The sequence below is a fragment of the Nocardiopsis endophytica genome, assembly GCF_027706725.1.
GTDB classification, from domain to species: Bacteria; Actinomycetota; Actinomycetes; order Streptosporangiales; family Streptosporangiaceae; genus Nocardiopsis_A; species Nocardiopsis_A endophytica.
Genome location: NZ_JAQFWQ010000139.1, coordinates 1 through 16,408, shown reverse-complemented (window position 1 = coordinate 16,408; position 16,408 = coordinate 1). Strand labels below are relative to the sequence as shown.

Below are 16,408 nucleotides of genomic sequence, written 5' to 3'. Positions count from 1 at the left end.
CGACAGAAGTGGTGTCAAAACGGCCGGAATGACAGCACCTCTGTCGAGATCATCGCCGAGGGGGCGCACCGGGGCGGCGGCCGCCACGAGCGCGGGTGACCGCGCAGCCTGCCCACCGCGCCGCCCACCCGAACCGGGAGCGGCCCGCCGGACGGCCGGCGCGGGCCGGGAACCGCCCCGCTCTCTCCGTCGCCGCCCATCGCGGCAATCACGCACACGCGCCGCGCCCGACAGCGCTGCCCTACGGGCCGCGGACCTTCGTCGTCGCCGCCATCCCGCTCATACTCCGGTGGCCCGGCACCCGGCCGGGGCCCTTGAGCGGGGTACCTGCTCAGCCGCCCACCCCGGCGCCGCTCCGGACGAACACGGCGGACCACCGGCACCGTCCGGCGGCTCACGCACCCACGCCCGGCGACTCCACCTGCGCCTGGACGCTGAACTCCTCGCCCAGGGACAGCGACTCCAGCCGGGCTCGGACCGCGCCCTCGACCGCCCTGCGGCGGGCATCCTTGCGCGGCATGGAGGAGACGACCCGCACGAACACGCTCCGGGAGCCCACGAACACGTGCACCGCCTCCACGCCGGAGACCGTCACCGCCGACTCTTCAAGGGCCTTGCGCACCCCCGGGAGGGAGTCCGACGCGTCGGCGGCGCCCACCGGGACCTCGGCGACCGCGCCGCCAGCGCGCAGGCTCGCCCCGGCGGTCACGAGCATGCCCCCGCCGATGAGCAACAGGACCCCGGACGCGACGCGCAGTCCGGGGTCGTCCAGCCGGGCCTCGCCCAGGACCGCGATGACCTCCGCCGCCGAGACGAGCGCGGCCGTGGCGGCGGCCGCCGCCACGGCGACCACGGCCAGAGTCGCCACCCGGAGCGGACCCCGCGTCCTCCGCCTCCCGTACCCGGACGCCCCTCGACGGCCGGCGGCCTCCCCCGCTCTGGGACGGCCGGGGGCCGCCGCCTCCTGCTGCACCGCGGTCATGTGGTCCCCTCCTCGGTCCGCTCACATCAGGACGGGCGCCGAGGCGGCGGGCCCGGGCCGACCAGGCCCCCCTCACCGGTCAGCGGGCCGCACGCTCGCCGTCGGCGCCCGTCACCATGGATGACACCTCTCTGCCGGTTCCGCTCACGCTCCCCAGTATGTGACGTGTCCCACACTCAACACAACCACGCCTTTGCAGGTCACAGTGGGTAACGTTGCGTCACCACTCCCCTCTGGAACGTCGTTCCGGTCCCCCTCGCCGGGCCGAGCGCACGGAAGGGGGGGCGGAGCGTGCCGGGTCGTCCGGGACCACCCGACGGGGTCCTGGCCGAGCGCGCCCAGGACGGTGACACCGCCGCCTTCGAAACCCTCGTCCTACGCCACCAGGACACCGTCTTCCGGGTCGCCCTGCGCACGCTCGGCGACCGCGAGGAGGCGGCCGACGCGGCCCAGGAGGCACTGGTCACCGCATGGCGGCGGCTCCCCTCCCTCCGCGACGCCGACCGGTTCCGCCCCTGGCTCCTGCGCATCGCCGCCCGCGGCGCCCTCGACGCCGCGCGCGCCCGCGCCCCCGAGCACCCGATCCCCGAAGGCGCGGAGGTCGCCGACCCCGCGGCCGGACCGGCGGGCCGGGCCGTGGGCAGCGGGCTCCGGCAGGCCCTCGACCACGCCCTCGCCGACCTGCCGCCTCCGCAGAGGATCTGCTGGATCCTCAGGGAGATGGAAGGATTGGGCTATGAGGAGATCGCCGACGTGGTCGACGCGACCCCGACCGCTGTGCGCGGGCGCATCCACCGCGCGCGCACCCGTCTCGTGGAGGCGCTTGAGCCATGGCGGTGAACGGCCCCGGCCCCGACGGCCCTGACGGCGGCGACCGCCTGCCGTGCGGCACGTCCCTCGACGCCCTCCTCGACCACCTCCGCGAGGGGCGTCCGACCGCGCACGAGCGCGCGTGCCCGCACTGCACCGCCGCCGCCGAGGAGCTGCGCGTGCTGACGGCGGCCCGGGACGAGGCCGTCGCGGACCTGCCCGCCGCCCCGCCCGGTCTGGCCGACCGTGTGATGCGCACCGTGCGCGCGGAGGGCCGCTCGAGCGGGTACATCGCGCTGCCCGGCCCTCCTGGCCCCGCCGGGGAGCGGGGGTGGACGAGGATCCGCACGGCGGCGGTCGCGGCGCTCTTCAGAGCCGCATGCGACACCGTCCCCGGTGCCGCCGTGGGCCACTGCCGCTTCTCCGAGGGGCCGGACGGAATCGCGGTGGAGCTGAGCGCGCGCTTCACCGGCGAGGTCCCCGCGCCCCGACTCGCCGAGGAGCTGCGCGGCGCCGTCCGCGCGGCGGCCCTGCACCACCTGGGCTGGCGCCTCGCCCGCGTGGACGTGCGCTTCCACTGACCGCCTCCGCGCCACGGTCGGCCGTGGCACCATCGCATGCGGGGCCGACGCGCGTCGGCCCAGGACCGTCCGAACAGGCAGGCTCCCATGGTGCACTCCCTCGTGATCGTCGCCCTCGCCGATGGCCTCGGCGGCCCGGTCACCGACGACGACGATCCGCCGGCGCTCCGGGCGGCCATGGCCCCGTTCGACCTCGACCGGGAGGTCGACCCGTATCCGGACTACACCGAGTTCCAGTCCCGGCCCGCCGACTTCTGGGCGGTCAAATATCTGCGGGCGCGCTTCGGGTTCTCCGTTCCCGACGAGGAGTTGACCTGGGAGGCCCTCGCCGAGGCCTACAACCGGGACCTGGTGCCCGCCGACGGCGAGGAGCCGATCCTGTTCGACGGCGTGGGGCGGCCCTACTTCGAGTCGACCTTCAACCCGCGCGGCGAGTGGGACTACTGGCAGATCGGAGGGCGGTGGAAGGACTACTTCCACGTCCGCCCCGGGGCCGCGGACGACCCGGGCCTGGTCCTGCCGGAGGCCACGCCCGCCGGGACGCGCGCGGCGGGCGGCCCCAAGCGCGCGCTCGATCTGGAGTCGATGCGCGAGAGCGCCGCCCGCGAGGCCGAACTGGAGTGGGACCGCTTCCAGGAGCGCGCGGCCGAGCTGCCGCCCGCCCTTGGCTGGTCGTCGTTCGCCCGCCTGGTCTCCCCCGACTTCCCCCGGCAGCGGGCGGAGGAGGACTACCGGAGCCAGCCCCTGGTGGACGCGCTCTTCCACACGGACCTGGGCCCGGTCATGGACTACGCGCTGGACGCCCCGGGCGCCGCGAAGGAGGGCTACATCGAAGAGCGCCGGAGCCGCGCGGTGGTGGGGGCGGCGCTGCTCACCCTGGACGGCGAGTGGATCAACGCCCCCTTCGGCGGCTGGATCGGGAGCACCCCTGACATCCGCTCGGCGGCGTCGGGGTACCGGGCCTTGGTCAACTCCTACATCGACGCCCTGCCGGACGGCACCACACTCGTCGCGGTCGACGCCCACAGCTGAGGTGCCCACGGCTCAGGCACCCGCGCCGTGGGCGCCCCGCCCGCCGGAAGCCGCCGAAGACCTCAGCGGATGACCGCCACCAGCGCCGTGGCGGCCTCCCAGAGCCCGGCGTCCCCGCCGCCCCCGGCACGGCCGCGGGCCTCGCCGGGACCGATGCCGCGCGTGGCGAGCCGCCAGAAGTCGTCCCGGCCGATCACGACCCGGGCCGCCGGGTCCGGACCGCGTCCACGGCCGAGCCCCCACCGGCCCTGCTCGGCGGTCGCCGTCCAGACACCGCCGCCCGCACCCCGCACCTCGAGCTCGACCGCCGTCCCGTCCGGGCGCTCCATCCCGTCCAGCGCCTTGGGCAGGGCACGCGTGAAGACGTCGATGACCGGCCCGGCGAGGTCCGGGCCGCCGGCTCCCGGACGTCCGACGGCGTCGCGGATCTGCTGCTGGTGCACCCAGAACTCGGTGTACTCCCGGGCGACGTCCAGCCATACCGGGGCCGGGCGCGCGTCGGAGGCCCACGGGACGTCCAGGTCGGCGGGGCCGTCGGGGTCCCTGCCCGCCCACAGGGCGTCCACCTGCGGCCCGAGGTGGGCGAGCTGGTCCACGATGACCTCAGGGCTGAAGTGGCGCGCCACCGCCACGAACTCCCCGTTCGTGCGGTGGATGAACTCCGCCAGCGCCTCGCCCTCCCTGAACGGCGGGCCGCGGTGGCCGTCCCGGCCCGTGGAGAGCCTGCGGGTGTAGTCGTGCAGGACGTGGGCCGCGACGTCGTGGACGTCCCACCCCGGGCACACCGTGGGAGCGGACCATTCGTCGCGGTCCAGCCCGGCCAAGAGGTCCAGCAGGAGCGCGCGCTCCCCGGCGAACAGGTGGCGCGTATCGATCATGGGCCCGAACGGGTCCGGTGCGCTGCTCACCGCTACTCCCCGACGGTGCCGTCGATGGCCTCGCGGAGCAGGTCGGCGTGGCCGTTGTGGCGGGCGTACTCCTCGATCATGTGGGTCACGACCCACCTCAGGGACACCGGGCCCCGGCGGTAGTGCGTACCCGCCGTGTCCAGGCTCCCGGCCTCCTCGAAGAAGCGCTCGGCGAAGGCGACCTCCTCGCGCCAGCGCGCCCAGGCCTCCCGGACCATCTCCTCGTCCGCCGCCGCGTTGTCGAAGTCGCCGTCGATGTCCTCGTCCGTCCAGAAGTGCGGCGGGGCATCGGCCCCCGCCATGACGGTGCGGAACCACGCCCGCTCCACGTCCGCCAAGTGCCGGAGGAGCCCGAGCAGGGACAGCGGCGACGGCTCGACCGCCCTGCGCGCCATCTGGTCGGCGGAGAGCCCGGAGCACTTCAGCTCGAACGTCGCGCGCTGGTAGCGCAGGAATCCGGAGAGGACCTCGGCCTCCCCTCCGAGCTCCGGCGGGTCGACCCGGGGGTCCTGGTCAGGGCTGTCGAACATCTGTGGCATGCGGGTGATTGTCCACCCGTGCATCCCCCGTCACCAAAGGGTTTTGCGCCCCCGCCCCGCCCGTCGGCGGCGGGGACCGCCCCCGGGACGCCGCCTCGGCACCGCCCCGCCGACCACGGCCCCCACCGCGGCACCGGCCCCGACGGCCGCCCCGGCGCCGAACGCCGCCAGCAGGCGCAAAGCGCCCCGAGGGGTACGGCTCGTGAGCGCGCGCTGAGCGCGCTGAGAAGGCACGTCCGGCGGCGCCGACGCCGCCACCGGCCGCGCCGCCGCGTAGGCCTGCTCAAGGATCTCGTTGAACCGCCGGTCCGCCCTGCGCGCCGGGGCCGCCAGTCGGCGCTTGCGCGCCCGCGCCCAGTAGGCGCGCCCGACCTCGCCGCGGAACATCTCCTCGGCCGCCGCGCGCAGCCGCGCCTCGGGCAGCGCCCCGGCCCGGAACGCCGTCCCCCACTGGGTGACGATCATGTTCGTGTAGAGCTGCTGCTTGCGCTGCGTGCGGTCCTCGCCCTCGGGGACCGGCCCCCAGCACGCGTCCAGCTCGGGGTCGTCCATGGCCATCCTGAGCAGTTCGGCCATGGCCTGGCGGCGCCCCTCCTCCACGGCGCGCCGCGTCTCACGGGCCTGGAACACCAGCGTGACGGCCACCCCCACCAGGGCGAGGACCGCGATCAGCGCGGACACCGCCCCGTAGGTCTGACCGATCAGGCTCAGCCGCTCCCACTCCCCGTCAGCGCCGCCGAACGCCCTGAGGGCGAGCGGCGACGCCAGCACCAGTGCCACGGCGGTCAGCGAGAGCAGCGCCACCACGACCGGGAAGGCCTTCACGGCTCCCCCGTCCGGCCTCCGGCGCCTGCTTCGCGTCCGGCCCCGGGGCGATCTCGCGCCGGTAGAACTCCATGAACGGCTCGGCGCCGGCGTAGAGCCCGGCGATCGCGTCGGCGACCCTGCGGGCCAGTCCGGGGTCGTCGATGCGCTTGGCCCCGGCCGGGGCCCACCAGCGGTCGTAGAGCACCTGGTAGACGACCCGCCCGCCGTAGACCATGGTCTCGGGGAGGGGCCGCCGCTCCTCCAGGGAGCCGATCCGCTCCGCGTCCAGCACGGCGATCTCATAACCGCTCTCGACGAATACCCGGTGACTGTGCATCTCCCATCGCAGATAGCCGCTGGGGGGCGTTTCGGCCACCCGCAGCCTGCGCATTCGCAGCCCCTGGCCGGCGTATCGCGCCACTTGGCCCCGGAGCCGCTCCCGTTCGCCCTCGAATATAGCGATGGCGCGGGACATGTCACCGGCGAGGTAGGCCTCCCAGGCCTCGTCCCCGGACTCGTCGAAACGCTGCGACCTTTCGAGTTTCCACACGTCGCCGGTGATGTCCGGCGACTCCCGCAGCGCCTTGGCGTCGGCGTGGTAGGCCGCGCGGCCGAGGACGGTCCCCCGGGCCTCGTACACGGCCTCGAAGACGTGCGGGTCAGTCATCGGCGATGTCCGGTTTCGCCGACCTGAGCATGGCCCCGGGAATCACGACGAGCCGTTCGTCCGGGCCGACCCTGACCCCGTCGGGGAGCCGGTGCGAATAGCGGTCGGTCACATCGCGGCCGACCACGGCGATGTCGCCGTTGTCCAGTTCCCAGATCTCGGGGCAGTCGTCGTCCAGCCGGCTCTTGTCGAGCTCCGAGGCGGTCTTTCCCAGCCTTCTGCGGAACCCCGCGGAAGGGTCGGCGTCCCAGAGGCGTTCCATGGGGGGATCCTCTCGTATCGAGGGGACGGGCCAGTGGTCTTTCCCCGGAGAGGCGGGGAATCACCGGCCGCCGAGCACGGAAAATGGCGTTTTGCGGCCATGTGCGGCCCCCAGGGGAACGGGGGCGACACCGGCACCCGGAATTCCCTCTTTCCACGGACCGCCCCCGCCGCGCCCGCCGTCGCCTGACCGGGGCGAATGACCGGGGCGAACCGGCCTCCGACGGCTCTCCTGTACCTTGGTCCCCTGCCGCCTGGGCCCCGTCCCGACGGCGACCCGCCCGCCCCGCTCCTGGAGAGGTTGCCCATGGCGCTCGTACTGGCCTCCCCCGTCGCCGCCATCCTGCTGGCGGTCGTCGGCCTGGCCCTGCTGGGGAAGATCTCCCCGCACCGGCGCGGTATGGCCATCACCGGCCTGGTCCTCCTGGTCGTGTACGCGCTCTGGACGGTGCTGTTCGTCCTCCGGCTTCAGGAGGCACTCCTGTTCTCCATGGCCCTCCCGCTGTGGGTGCCCTCGCTCATCGACGCGGTATTCGGCTACGGCCTCTGGACGGTCGGGCTCCTGCTGCTGGTGCTGGCCGCCACGCGGCGCGCCCCCGCCCGGCGTGCACCCGCCCCGTCCGGCCCCATGCCTCCCGGCCCCGCGGGCCCGCCCGGACCGCCGCCCGGACCGCCGCCCGGGCAGCAGCCCTATGGGCCGCCCGCCGGCTACGGTCCGCCGCCCGGCGGCGGCGCGCCGCCGCCCCCTCCCGGTCCTCCCCCCGCCGGCCCGCAACCGCCGGCCGCGAACTGACGATCGGAGAGGCCGATGATCAACTCCTTCTTCTTCACGTCGATCCCTTACTTCCTCCTCGACGTCTTCACCGCGGTCGTCGGGATCATCGCCCTCGTGCGCGGGGGCAGGGCCCCGAGCGGGGGCGGGCTGATCCGCACGGCGGGCGCGCTACTGATCCTGAACGGCCTGGTGGCGCTCGGGTGGCGGATCTACTACACCTTCTTCGTCGACTTCACCCTGGCCACACCCACTTATGAGCTGATGAGCCAGATCCGGGGGATCATCGGGCTGGTGATGTGGGGCGCCGCCGTCGCCCTGATCCTGGTGGCGCTGGCCGGGAGCGGCAAGGCCGAGCCGAAGTCCCCTGAGCCGCAGGGCGCCGGGCCGGTGCCTCCCGGCCCGCAGGGGCCCACAGGCCCGCCCGGACCGCCGTACGCCCCGCAGGGTCCCCAAGGGCCACAGGGCCCCATGCCGCCGCAGCAGCCTCCCGGTCCTTCCGGACCGCAGTACGGCCCTCCGCCCGGAGCGCCGCCCGCGCCCGGGCCCCCGCCGAACGGCCCGCGTTAACCGAACCGAACGAAACGAACAATGGGGCGGCCGCATTTGCGGCCGCCCCATAACCGTTCCCTGTCCTCATTCGGCCGCCGCCGGGGCACGGGCAATCGGGACCACGGGACGACTCCCACCCCTCTCGCCCCGACCGGAGTCGGCCGCCCGGGGCCCACCCGCTCGCGCCTCTCCCATAATTGCCACGGAACCGAATAAGGGAGCGGCATGACCGACGTCGCAGGAAAGACGATCTTCATCACCGGCGGCGCCCAAGGGATCGGTCTGGGAATGGCCCGCGCCTTCGCGCTCGCGGGCGCCGATCTCGCCCTGGCCGACATCGACCCCGACGCCCTGGAGGCGGCCCGCGAGGAGCTCTCCTCCACCGCCCGGACCGAGACCTTCCTCCTCGACGTACGCGACCGCGACGCCTTCGCCCGCGCCGCCGACGAGTCCGAGGAGCGCCTCGGCCCCGCCGCGGTCGTCTGCAACAACGCCGGCGTGCTGGGCACGGCGGCGGTCACCGACCCCAGCCCCGCCGTCTGGGACCACGTGGTCGGCATCGACCTGGGCGGCGTCTTCAACGGGGTGGGCGTGTTCCTGCCGCGGATGGTCGCCCGCGGCGGCCCCGGGCACATCGTGAACACCGCCTCGACCGCCGGGATCCGCGGCGGCGCCCTCTTCGAGTACAGCGCCGCCAAGGCCGCCGTCATCGCCCTGTCGGAGTCGCTGCACGCCGACGCCGAACTGGAGCGGCTGGGCATCCGGACGACCGTGCTGTGCCCGGGCGGCGTGCGGACGCGCATCATCGACAACGGCATCGCCGCCATGCCGGAGGGCGTCCCCGAGCGGCAGCGCACCCGCATCGACGGGGAGCGCGTGCGGACCGTCATCGAGCAGTGCGGCCTGGCCCCCGAGGCGGTCGGGGAGCAGGTGCTCGCCGCCGTGCAGGAGGACCGCTTCTATGTGTTCACCGACCGCTCCGCCGTGGCCGACCTCCGCGAGCGCGCCTCGGCGATGCTGGCGGCCATGCCGGAGGAGTCCGAGCACGACCGCAGGCTCGCCGAGGCGCGGCGCCGTCTGGGCCGCTGATCGCTCAGGAGGCGTAGTACTGCCGCGCCCGCGTTCCCGTGATCAGGGCGATCTTGACGATGCACAGCACCAGCGGAATCACCGCGAGCAGGTTCAGCGCCAGCAGTTGGACCCCCCACCCCAGCGCGAGGAATGCCTGGAACGCCACGATGGACCACAGCCACAGCCGCGAGCGGCGCCCGGCCACCGCGGACAGGAACATCGAGATGAGACCGGTGACCACGGGGATCCCGATCGCCAGGCCGAGCACGACCGCCATGGCCGCCGGGTCGATGCCCTCCTCGGCCATCACCTGGAGCGCCACCTCCTGGGCGTCGGACAGGTCCTCGACCTGGCGGGGGTCCACGCCCAGCATCGCCCCGAACAGGACCGCGACCCCGGCGCCGAAGAGCACGCCCAGCAGCCCGCCCAGGAACATCAGCACGCGCACGGCGGTGACCGTCCCCGGCAGCGGCGGCGGCCCCTGAGGAGGCGCCGGCGCATAGCCGTAAGGGGCGTGCTGCGGGTACTGCGGATACATTCGTCCGTCCTCTCTCGCTCCGGGCCTCGGCCGCGGATCGACCGCGGCGGCTCCGGAGCCGTCCACACCGCCCACTCAGACGTCCCCGCCGCCGCTCCGGTTCGCCCCCGCCGCCCGCCTCCCGCGCGACCACGGCGAAGACGGGACGAACCCGACCGGTCCCCCATCCGCGACACTGCGTAAAATGCCGCAGACAGGGCCTGTACCTCAGTCGATCCCTAGGAAGTCCAGCGGTGTCAGTTCGATCCCCCCACCCCGAGCCAGCGGCGGACGGAGAGGGCTCCGGCGCGCCCGCCCCCGCCCCGTTGTCCGAGCTCAGTGCGGACGCACTGATCCGCCGGGAGCGCCCCGCCCCCAAAGGGGGCTGGCGCCGCGCCCTCTACACCGTCACCGGCGGCCGGATCAATCCGGGCGACTCCAAGTCCGAGCAGCGGCGCCAGGAGCTGGAGGCGGCCGTGGGCCGGGCCCCCCTGCCCGAGGAGCACCAGTCGATCGTGGTCCTGGGCACCGGCGCCGGGGTCGGCACCACCACGGTCGCCCTGGGGCTGGGCGCGGTCCTGGCCGCCCACCGCGGCGACCGGGTGATCGCCGTCGACGGCGACCCCGAGCGCGCGCCGATCACCGACCGCATGGCGCTCAAGTGGCATGCCGAGCTGCCGCTGCAGGACCTCATCGCCTCCCCCGACGCCGCCGTGCGCTACTCGGACATGAACCGGTTCACCGCCCAGACCACCGGCGGACTGGACGTGCTGGCCTCCACCCCCGACGACACCGCCTCCCGCCCGCTGGGGCTGGAGAGCCTCCGCCGCATCTCCGACGCCGTCGAGCGGCACTATCCGCTACAGCTCGTGGACGCCGGAACCGGGCTCGACCGCCCCGGCGTCCCGGTGCTCCTCGCGCGCTGCACCCGCCTGGTACTGGTCTGCCCGGCCACCCGCGAGGGCGCGATCGCCGCCGCCAACGCCCTGGACGACGTGGACGCGGTGGCCCCGGGCCCACTGGCCGAGTCGGCCGCCGTGGTGCTGGCCAAGGGCCCCTCGGGCGGCCCCGGCACCTCGTCCGAAGTGGACGACCTGGAGCAGCAGATGGACCGGCGCTGCGCCCGCGCGCTCCAGCTTCCCGAGGATCCGCACCTGGCCTCGGACCGCCCGGTCGACCTGGCGGACCTGCGCGCCCCCTCCGCCCTCGCCCTGCTGGAGCTGGCGGTGGAGATCACCGAGGGCTTCACCCGCGCCGGCGGGAACGGGGACGCCCCGCGGGAACGGTAACGACTGGGCCACGACCGGTGACCGGGACGGCCCAGAGGGTACGAACCGCGAATGGTAGTCGCTGCCCTCGGCGTCCTCCTGCTCCTCCTCGTCCTGTCCGCCCTCTCCGCCAGGTCCTCCCGCCACTCCTGCTGCCTCGGCTGCCTCGTCTTCTACGTCCTCCTCGGGGTCCTCGTCGCCGCCGTCCTCCTGGGCGCCCGGATCGGGCTGTGGGCCGCGCCTCCGTGGCCGTAGGATGCCGCTGACGGCGCCCCGGCGAGGCGGCGCCCCGGGAGACACAGGAGGCGGTCGCATGCCCCCGGCGGTCCGCAGATGAAGGCCCGCGGGCCGCGGCGGCTGGGACGGCTGCTGCCCGAGGACCCCGAGCGCATCGGCGGCTACACCGTGGTGGGCCGCATCGGGTCCGGCGGGATGGGCACCGTGTACGCCGCCACGGGCGAGGGCCTGCACGGCTACCTGGCCGTCAAGGTCGTCCACCGGCGCCACGCCGAGGACCCCCGCTTCCGTGAGCGGTTCGCCGCCGAGGCGCGGCTGCTGGCGCGGGTGAACAGCCCGTGCGTCGCGCGCTTCGTCGCCGCCGACGTCCGGACCGACCTGCCCTGGCTGGCCACCGAGTACGTGCCGGGTCCGACCCTGCGCCACCACGTGGACCGCCACGGGCGCCTGCGCACACCGATGGTGCGCGCGCTGGCCGTGGGGGCGGCCGACGCGCTCCGGGCGGTGCACGGCACCGGCGTGGTCCACCGGGACCTGCAGCCCAACAACGTGGTGATGGCCGCCTCCGGGCCCAAGCTCCTGGACTTCGGCATCGCGCACCTGGGCGTGCGCGAGGAGGCCACGCGGTGGATCCGGCTGCGCCGGTACCGGCGGGCCGTGCGCGACATCGGGCTCCCCGAGCCGGCCGCCCCGGAGCCGGAGGCGCTGCCCGGCCCGCGCGACCGGCTGGGCACGCCCGGGTGGACGAGCCCCGAGCAGTACAGGGGGCGGCCCGTCAGCACCGCCTCGGACGTGTTCCTGTGGGGCTCCCTCGTCGCGTTCGCCGCCTCCGGGCGCGACCCCTTCGGGGTGGCCGAACCGGCCGAGATGGCCCGCCGCACGGTCCGCGAGGAGCCCGACCTGGACCGTCTGCCGCCGGTGCTGGACGACCTGGTCAAGGCGGCCATGGCCAAGGAGCCGGAGGACCGGCCCGCCATCGGCGAGGTGCTGGACCGCGCCCTGGAGGCGGCGGGGCACCCGGTGCCCGGCAACCGCGCCGCGGCGGTACGGGCCGTGCTCTCCGAGGAGTGGACGGACGTGGCCGTCCGCCCGCCCAAGCCTCCGCGCCGCCTGCTGTGACCCTCGGGGCCCTGCTATGACCCCTCTGGGTCCTGCTGTGCCTCCTCAGGGGGCCTGCTATGCCCCCTCAGGGGCCTCGTCCAGCGGGGGCAGGCCATCGCCCAGGGCGCCCATGAGGCGGTCCCGGTCGGCCCGGCGCATGCCCGCGACGACGCGCTCGTAGGAGTGGCGCAGCATCTCCATCAGCTCGTCGTCGGGGACGGTGCCGTCGAGGTACACCGTGTTCCAGTGCCGCTTGTTCAGGTGGTAGCCAGGCACGACCGCGGGGAACTGGGCGCGCAGCTCCATGGCCAGCCCCGGGTCGCACTTCAGGGAGATCCTCGCGGAGCGGTCCGCGTCGCCCGGCATGAGCATGGCGAACACCTTCTCGCGCACCTTGTACACGATCACACCCGGGCCGAAGGGCTCGGTCTCCCGCGTCTCGGGGAACCACAGGGCCGCGTCGATGAATTGCTGAGGCGTCACGCGGCCACAGTAGAGGAGGGTGGGGACGGCGGGACGCGGTGTCGCCTCGCCCCGCCGGTGTGGGCGCCGCCCCGGGTCAGGAGGTGATCCTGTCCTTGAGGTAGCGCAGCGCCGCGGTCCACTCGCCGCAGGCGTCGGCGTCTCCCCCGCAGGCCGTGATGAACGCACCCACCAGGGCGATGGTCGGCATCGCCTTCCCGTCGAGGGTGGAGCGGAAGCGCTGGGCGGTGCACACGCCGCCCGAGCGGTACTCCATCTCTTCGAACGAAGGGGTGCCCGCGCGCGTCCGGTAGTCGCGCATGGCCTGGAGGAATTCCGCCGTCGTCGTGGCCGCGTAGGGGTTGATGCACTCGAGGGCGCCGGGATTCCGGGCGTCCTGCCGGGCAGGGAAACGTGGGTCGAGGGGCACCATCGCACCTCCGGGAGGATGAGAGTGCGGCCGTCAGCGGAATCGTCGCTGGAGGAACGTCCGGTGATCCCGGATCAGTTCCCCCGCGGGGCGTACATGATGACGCTCACTCCTAGGACGCAGATCAGCGCTCCGGCGATGTCCCAGCGGTCCGGGCGGAACCCGTCCACCACCACGCCCCAGGCGAGCGACCCCGCCACGAACACGCCGCCGTAGGCGGCGAGGATGCGCCCGAAGTGGGCCTCGGGCTGCAGGGTCGCGGCGAATCCGTAGAGCCCCAGGGCCACCACGCCCGCGCCGATCCACAGCAGGCCCCGGTGTTCCCGCACCCCCTGCCACACCAGCCAGGCGCCCCCGATCTCGAAGAGGGCGGCGACGGCGAAGAGCACGACGGACTTCAGGACGGTCATGGGTGGCCACGCTACCGGCGGCGGGCCAGCTCCGGCGGGAGCGCGCGCTCAGCCGTGCAGCAGGGCGATCCCCACCAGCACGGGGACGGTCGCGATGGTCGACAGCAGGACCGCTTCGCGCACCATCCTGGTGGCCACGCCGTACCGGGAGGCGTAGGTGTACATGTTCTGGGCGGTGGGCAGCGCCGCCAGGACGACGACGGCGAACAGCAGCTCACCGTCGAGGTGGAACAGCCACGCGCCGATCGCCCAGGCGACCGCGGGCTGGACGAGGGACTTCAGGACCACCGCGAGCAGCACGTGCCGCCGCTCCGGCCCCCGCCCGGGCGCCGGGCTGCCGTGCAGGGAGATCCCCAGGGCCAGCAGCACGGCCGGGACCGACATCGACCCCACGAGCTCGAAGGGCTGCATCAGCGGATCGGGGATCGTGATCCCTGTCACCGCCACGGCCACACCCGCCAGCGCGGCCACGGCGATCGGGTTGCGCAGGGGCGTGGTCAGGACGGTCAGCAGGCCCATACGCCCGCCCTCCCGCCGCGTCCCGGCGTCCAGCAGGGTGACGGCGACCGGGGTGACCACGAGCTGCTGCAGGAGCAGGACCGGGGCCACCAGGGCCGCGTCGCCCAGCACATAGGAGGCGATGGGGATGCCCAGGTTGCCCGCGTTGACGTAGGACGAGCACAGGGCGCCCATGCCGGCGGTCCGCGCGCCCCAGCGGCGGACCAGCGCCACGAGCGCGAACAGCGCCGCGACCACGGCCATGCTCAGGGCGGTCACCGCGAGCGGGGCCGAGAACAGCGCGGAGGGGTCGGAGTCGGACAGGATGGTGAACAGCAGCGCCGGGGTGGCCACCGAGAAGGCGAGCCGGGTGAGCACCTCGCGCCCGTTGGCCCCCAGGGCGTCCCGGCGGCCGAGCACGTACCCGGCGGCGATGATGCTCGCGATGACCCCGAAGCCGGTGATGACACCGCCCATGCCGTCCCCTCGCTCCCGACTCCCCGAACACGGTAGACGGTATCCAACCGCCGGTCACCACGCCGAGGGCGGGGGCCCGGACGCACCCGCGCGCGGGGCGATCTATGCTCGGGGGTGGCAGCGCCGGGACAGGAAGACGCGGGGGACACGGCCCGCTCCCCGGCCGCAGGCCGGAACTACGGAGGACAACACCCATGGTCGGTACCGTCGCAGCCGTGCTGATGTTCGTCAGCCTGCCGCTGATGCTCATCGCGGGCATCCTCGGCGCCTTCTTCACCAAGACCTACGACGGTCCCAAGACCGGCCGCTGACGCGCTGAACCCGCGAGTACCCCGGGGACGACCCCCGGGTACTCCCCAACGCCCTCCGGGCCCGCCGGGCACGCCGTCCGGCGGGCCTTGCGATGCCGGGCGGCCGGTGATCCCCACCTCTCCACCTGCGGTCCTTCCAACGACGGGAGCGGCATGCGCAAGATCCTCATCGTCGGCGCCGGCCAGTCCGGCCTCCAGCTGGCGCTCGGCCTGCTCGACGATGACTACGACGTCACCCTGCTGACCCTGCAGTCCCCCGCCGACCTGCGGTCGGGACGCGTGATGTCCACCCAGTGCCTGTTCGGCGACGCGCTGCGCCGCGAGCGCCGCCGCCGGCTGGCGTTCTGGGGCCCCACGGCGCCCGCGATCACCGGCGTGGCGATGAGCCTCGCCGACGCGGACGGCGCCCTGGACGCCCAGTGGACCGGGCGCCTGCGCGAACCCGCCCAGTCGGTCGACCAGCGGGTGAAGATGGCCGCGTGGCTGGAGGAGTTCGAGCGCCGGGGCGGGCGCACCGTGCTGCACGGGGCCACGCTCTCGGATCTGCAGTGGTTCAGCTCCTCCTACGACCTGGTGGTGGTGGCCACCGGCAAGAGCGAGCTGGCCGGGCTGTTCCCCGTCGATACCGAGCGCACCCGGTTCGACGCGCCGCAGCGCACCCTGGCCCTGGCCTACGTCCGCGGCATGGAGGACCACCCGTCCGGCAAGGTGCTGCACCGCACCGCCGTCCCGGGCGTGGGCGAGGTGCTCGCGGTCCCCGCGCTCACCCTCACCGGCCCCTGCCACGCGCTGCTGGTCGAGGCCGTCCCGGGCGGCCCCATGGACCTTCCCGTGCCGAGCTGGCGCCGCACCGGCGAGGTGCTGGAGGGCGTGCTGTCGGTCATGCGCGACCGCGCCCCCTGGATGTACGAGCGCTGCCTCGACGTGGAGCTGACCGACGCGATGGCCGAGGCGCGCGGCGGGTACACGCCGTGCGTGCGCAAGCCTGTGGGGCGCCTTCCCGGCGGGGGCGCCGTGCTGGGCATGGGCGACGCGATCGTGGCCAACGACCCGATCACCTCCCAGGGCGCCAACGCCGCGTCGGCATGCGCCGAGGCCTACCGCCGCGCCATCGTCGACCACGGCACGCGGGCGTTCGATGAGGAGTTCATGGAGGACGCCTTCGCGGCCTACTGGCGGCACGCGCGCCACGTGACGGCCTGGAGCGAGGTCATGCTGGACGGCCCACCGCACGTGTGGGAGGTCCTGCGCGCCGCCGAACGCGACCAGGGGCTGGCCGACCGGTTCGCCGAGGCCTTCGAGGACCCGGCCGACCTGATCTCGTGGTTCCTCCACCCCGAACGCGCCTACGCCTACATCGACGCCGTGTAGCTCGTCCGGGTGGACAGGCGGAACAGCAGGTCCCCCACTCACAGGCGCCAACCGGGCGGCGGGCCATCGCGGTGTGAGGGTGGAAGGCAGCAACGACAAAGGTCCGCGGCCCTCACGGCAGCGCCGTCGGCCGCGAGGCGCGCGCGTGGTCACCGTCGATGGCGGCGACGGCGACAGCCGGGCGGTTCCCGGCCCGCGCCGGCCGTCCGGCGGGCCGCTCCCGGTCCGGGTGGGCAGCGCGGTGGGCGGGCTGCGCAGTCACCCGCGCTCGTGGCGGCCGCCGCCCCGGTGCGCCCTTCCTGCCGATGATCTCGACAGAGGTGCTGTCATTCCGGCCGTTTTGA

22 protein-coding genes are annotated in these 16,408 nt (G+C 74.5%); 10 read left to right on the top strand and 12 right to left on the bottom strand.

Annotated elements, in window-relative coordinates; all coding sequences use genetic code 11:
• Positions 1–394: 394 nt before the first annotated feature.
• Entirely contained in the window at positions 395–982 is a 588-nt protein-coding gene (locus O4J56_RS29070) for a DUF6286 domain-containing protein (RefSeq protein ID WP_270690232.1), read from the bottom strand.
• Positions 983–1,273: 291 nt separating this feature from the next.
• Between O4J56_RS29070 and O4J56_RS29065 the strand changes: the two genes are divergently transcribed.
• The 3 genes from O4J56_RS29065 (at position 1,274) to O4J56_RS29055 (ending at position 3,405) form a co-directional block, all read left to right on the top strand.
• Positions 1,274–1,822 carry an RNA polymerase sigma factor gene (locus O4J56_RS29065; protein ID WP_270690230.1) on the top strand — a complete coding sequence of 183 codons (549 nt, stop codon included), beginning with the start codon at positions 1,274–1,276 and terminating at the stop codon, positions 1,820–1,822.
• Positions 1,813–2,373, top strand: a complete 561-nt coding sequence (locus O4J56_RS29060) for an anti-sigma factor (protein WP_270690228.1) — start codon at positions 1,813–1,815, stop codon at positions 2,371–2,373. Before O4J56_RS29065 ends, O4J56_RS29060 begins: the two co-directional genes overlap by 10 nt.
• 87 nt (positions 2,374–2,460) lie before the next feature.
• Entirely contained in the window at positions 2,461–3,405 is a 945-nt protein-coding gene (locus O4J56_RS29055) for a hypothetical protein (RefSeq protein ID WP_270690227.1), read from the top strand.
• A gap of 62 nt (positions 3,406–3,467) precedes the next feature.
• Here O4J56_RS29055 and O4J56_RS29050 read toward each other — a convergent pair whose 3' ends face one another.
• From O4J56_RS29050 to O4J56_RS29030, 5 genes are read right to left on the bottom strand one after another with little or no spacing between them, the layout of a single operon-like run.
• Positions 3,468–4,313, bottom strand: coding sequence for a maleylpyruvate isomerase N-terminal domain-containing protein (locus O4J56_RS29050; protein WP_270690226.1), 846 nt, complete (start codon positions 4,311–4,313; stop codon positions 3,468–3,470).
• A 2-nt stretch (positions 4,314–4,315) separates the two neighbouring features.
• On the bottom strand, positions 4,316–4,843 hold the full coding sequence (locus O4J56_RS29045; RefSeq protein WP_270690233.1) for a DinB family protein: 528 nt from the start codon (positions 4,841–4,843) through the stop codon (positions 4,316–4,318).
• A 39-nt stretch (positions 4,844–4,882) separates the two neighbouring features.
• A complete protein-coding gene (locus O4J56_RS29040; protein ID WP_270690225.1) occupies positions 4,883–5,677 on the bottom strand; it encodes a DUF6082 family protein in 795 nt (264 codons plus the stop codon).
• Positions 5,580–6,326, bottom strand: a complete 747-nt coding sequence (locus tag O4J56_RS29035) for a DUF6879 family protein (protein WP_270690224.1) — start codon at positions 6,324–6,326, stop codon at positions 5,580–5,582. The genes O4J56_RS29040 and O4J56_RS29035 overlap by 98 nt, the downstream gene beginning before the upstream one ends.
• A complete protein-coding gene (locus O4J56_RS29030; protein ID WP_270690223.1) occupies positions 6,319–6,588 on the bottom strand; it encodes a hypothetical protein in 270 nt (89 codons plus the stop codon). The genes O4J56_RS29035 and O4J56_RS29030 overlap by 8 nt, the downstream gene beginning before the upstream one ends.
• A gap of 306 nt (positions 6,589–6,894) precedes the next feature.
• Here O4J56_RS29030 and O4J56_RS29025 point away from each other — a divergent pair, with 306 nt between their 5' ends.
• From O4J56_RS29025 to O4J56_RS29015, 3 genes are all read left to right on the top strand, one after another.
• Positions 6,895–7,380, top strand: a complete 486-nt coding sequence (locus O4J56_RS29025; protein WP_270690221.1) for a hypothetical protein — start codon at positions 6,895–6,897, stop codon at positions 7,378–7,380.
• 15 nt (positions 7,381–7,395) lie between these two features.
• Complete coding sequence (locus tag O4J56_RS29020; RefSeq protein ID WP_270690220.1) at positions 7,396–7,929, top strand: hypothetical protein; 534 nt, start codon at positions 7,396–7,398, stop codon at positions 7,927–7,929.
• 207 nt (positions 7,930–8,136) lie between these two features.
• Complete coding sequence (locus O4J56_RS29015) at positions 8,137–9,000, top strand: SDR family NAD(P)-dependent oxidoreductase (RefSeq protein WP_270690218.1); 864 nt, start codon at positions 8,137–8,139, stop codon at positions 8,998–9,000.
• A gap of 4 nt (positions 9,001–9,004) precedes the next feature.
• Here O4J56_RS29015 and O4J56_RS29010 read toward each other — a convergent pair whose 3' ends face one another.
• Positions 9,005–9,520, bottom strand: a complete 516-nt coding sequence (locus O4J56_RS29010) for a hypothetical protein (RefSeq protein ID WP_270690216.1) — start codon at positions 9,518–9,520, stop codon at positions 9,005–9,007.
• A 233-nt stretch (positions 9,521–9,753) separates the two neighbouring features.
• On the opposite strand from O4J56_RS29010, the gene O4J56_RS29005 reads away from it, so the two are divergent.
• The 3 genes from O4J56_RS29005 (at position 9,754) to O4J56_RS28995 (ending at position 12,123) form a co-directional block, all read left to right on the top strand.
• Positions 9,754–10,788, top strand: a complete 1,035-nt coding sequence (locus O4J56_RS29005; RefSeq protein ID WP_270690214.1) for a MinD/ParA family ATP-binding protein — start codon at positions 9,754–9,756, stop codon at positions 10,786–10,788.
• A gap of 51 nt (positions 10,789–10,839) precedes the next feature.
• The gene (locus O4J56_RS29000; RefSeq protein ID WP_270690213.1) at positions 10,840–11,022 is read left to right on the top strand and encodes a hypothetical protein; all 183 of its coding nucleotides are present in this window, start codon (positions 10,840–10,842) and stop codon (positions 11,020–11,022) included.
• A gap of 78 nt (positions 11,023–11,100) precedes the next feature.
• The gene (locus O4J56_RS28995; protein ID WP_270690211.1) at positions 11,101–12,123 is read left to right on the top strand and encodes a serine/threonine-protein kinase; all 1,023 of its coding nucleotides are present in this window, start codon (positions 11,101–11,103) and stop codon (positions 12,121–12,123) included.
• A gap of 57 nt (positions 12,124–12,180) precedes the next feature.
• Here O4J56_RS28995 and O4J56_RS28990 read toward each other — a convergent pair whose 3' ends face one another.
• The 4 genes from O4J56_RS28990 to O4J56_RS28975 form a co-directional block, all read right to left on the bottom strand.
• A complete protein-coding gene (locus O4J56_RS28990; RefSeq protein WP_270690210.1) occupies positions 12,181–12,588 on the bottom strand; it encodes an MmcQ/YjbR family DNA-binding protein in 408 nt (135 codons plus the stop codon).
• Between the two features lie 76 nt (positions 12,589–12,664).
• Complete coding sequence (locus O4J56_RS28985; RefSeq protein WP_270690209.1) at positions 12,665–13,000, bottom strand: hypothetical protein; 336 nt, start codon at positions 12,998–13,000, stop codon at positions 12,665–12,667.
• Positions 13,001–13,071: 71 nt separating this feature from the next.
• A complete protein-coding gene (locus O4J56_RS28980; RefSeq protein WP_270690208.1) occupies positions 13,072–13,407 on the bottom strand; it encodes a YnfA family protein in 336 nt (111 codons plus the stop codon).
• A gap of 48 nt (positions 13,408–13,455) precedes the next feature.
• Positions 13,456–14,382, bottom strand: coding sequence for an AEC family transporter (locus O4J56_RS28975; protein ID WP_270690207.1), 927 nt, complete (start codon positions 14,380–14,382; stop codon positions 13,456–13,458).
• Between the two features lie 464 nt (positions 14,383–14,846).
• Between O4J56_RS28975 and O4J56_RS28970 the strand changes: the two genes are divergently transcribed.
• Entirely contained in the window at positions 14,847–16,064 is a 1,218-nt protein-coding gene (locus tag O4J56_RS28970; protein WP_270690205.1) for a styrene monooxygenase/indole monooxygenase family protein, read from the top strand.
• Positions 16,065–16,176: 112 nt separating this feature from the next.
• Here O4J56_RS28970 and O4J56_RS28965 read toward each other — a convergent pair.
• The coding region (locus O4J56_RS28965) for a hypothetical protein (RefSeq protein WP_270690203.1) at positions 16,177–16,408 on the bottom strand (232 nt) is incomplete at its 5' end.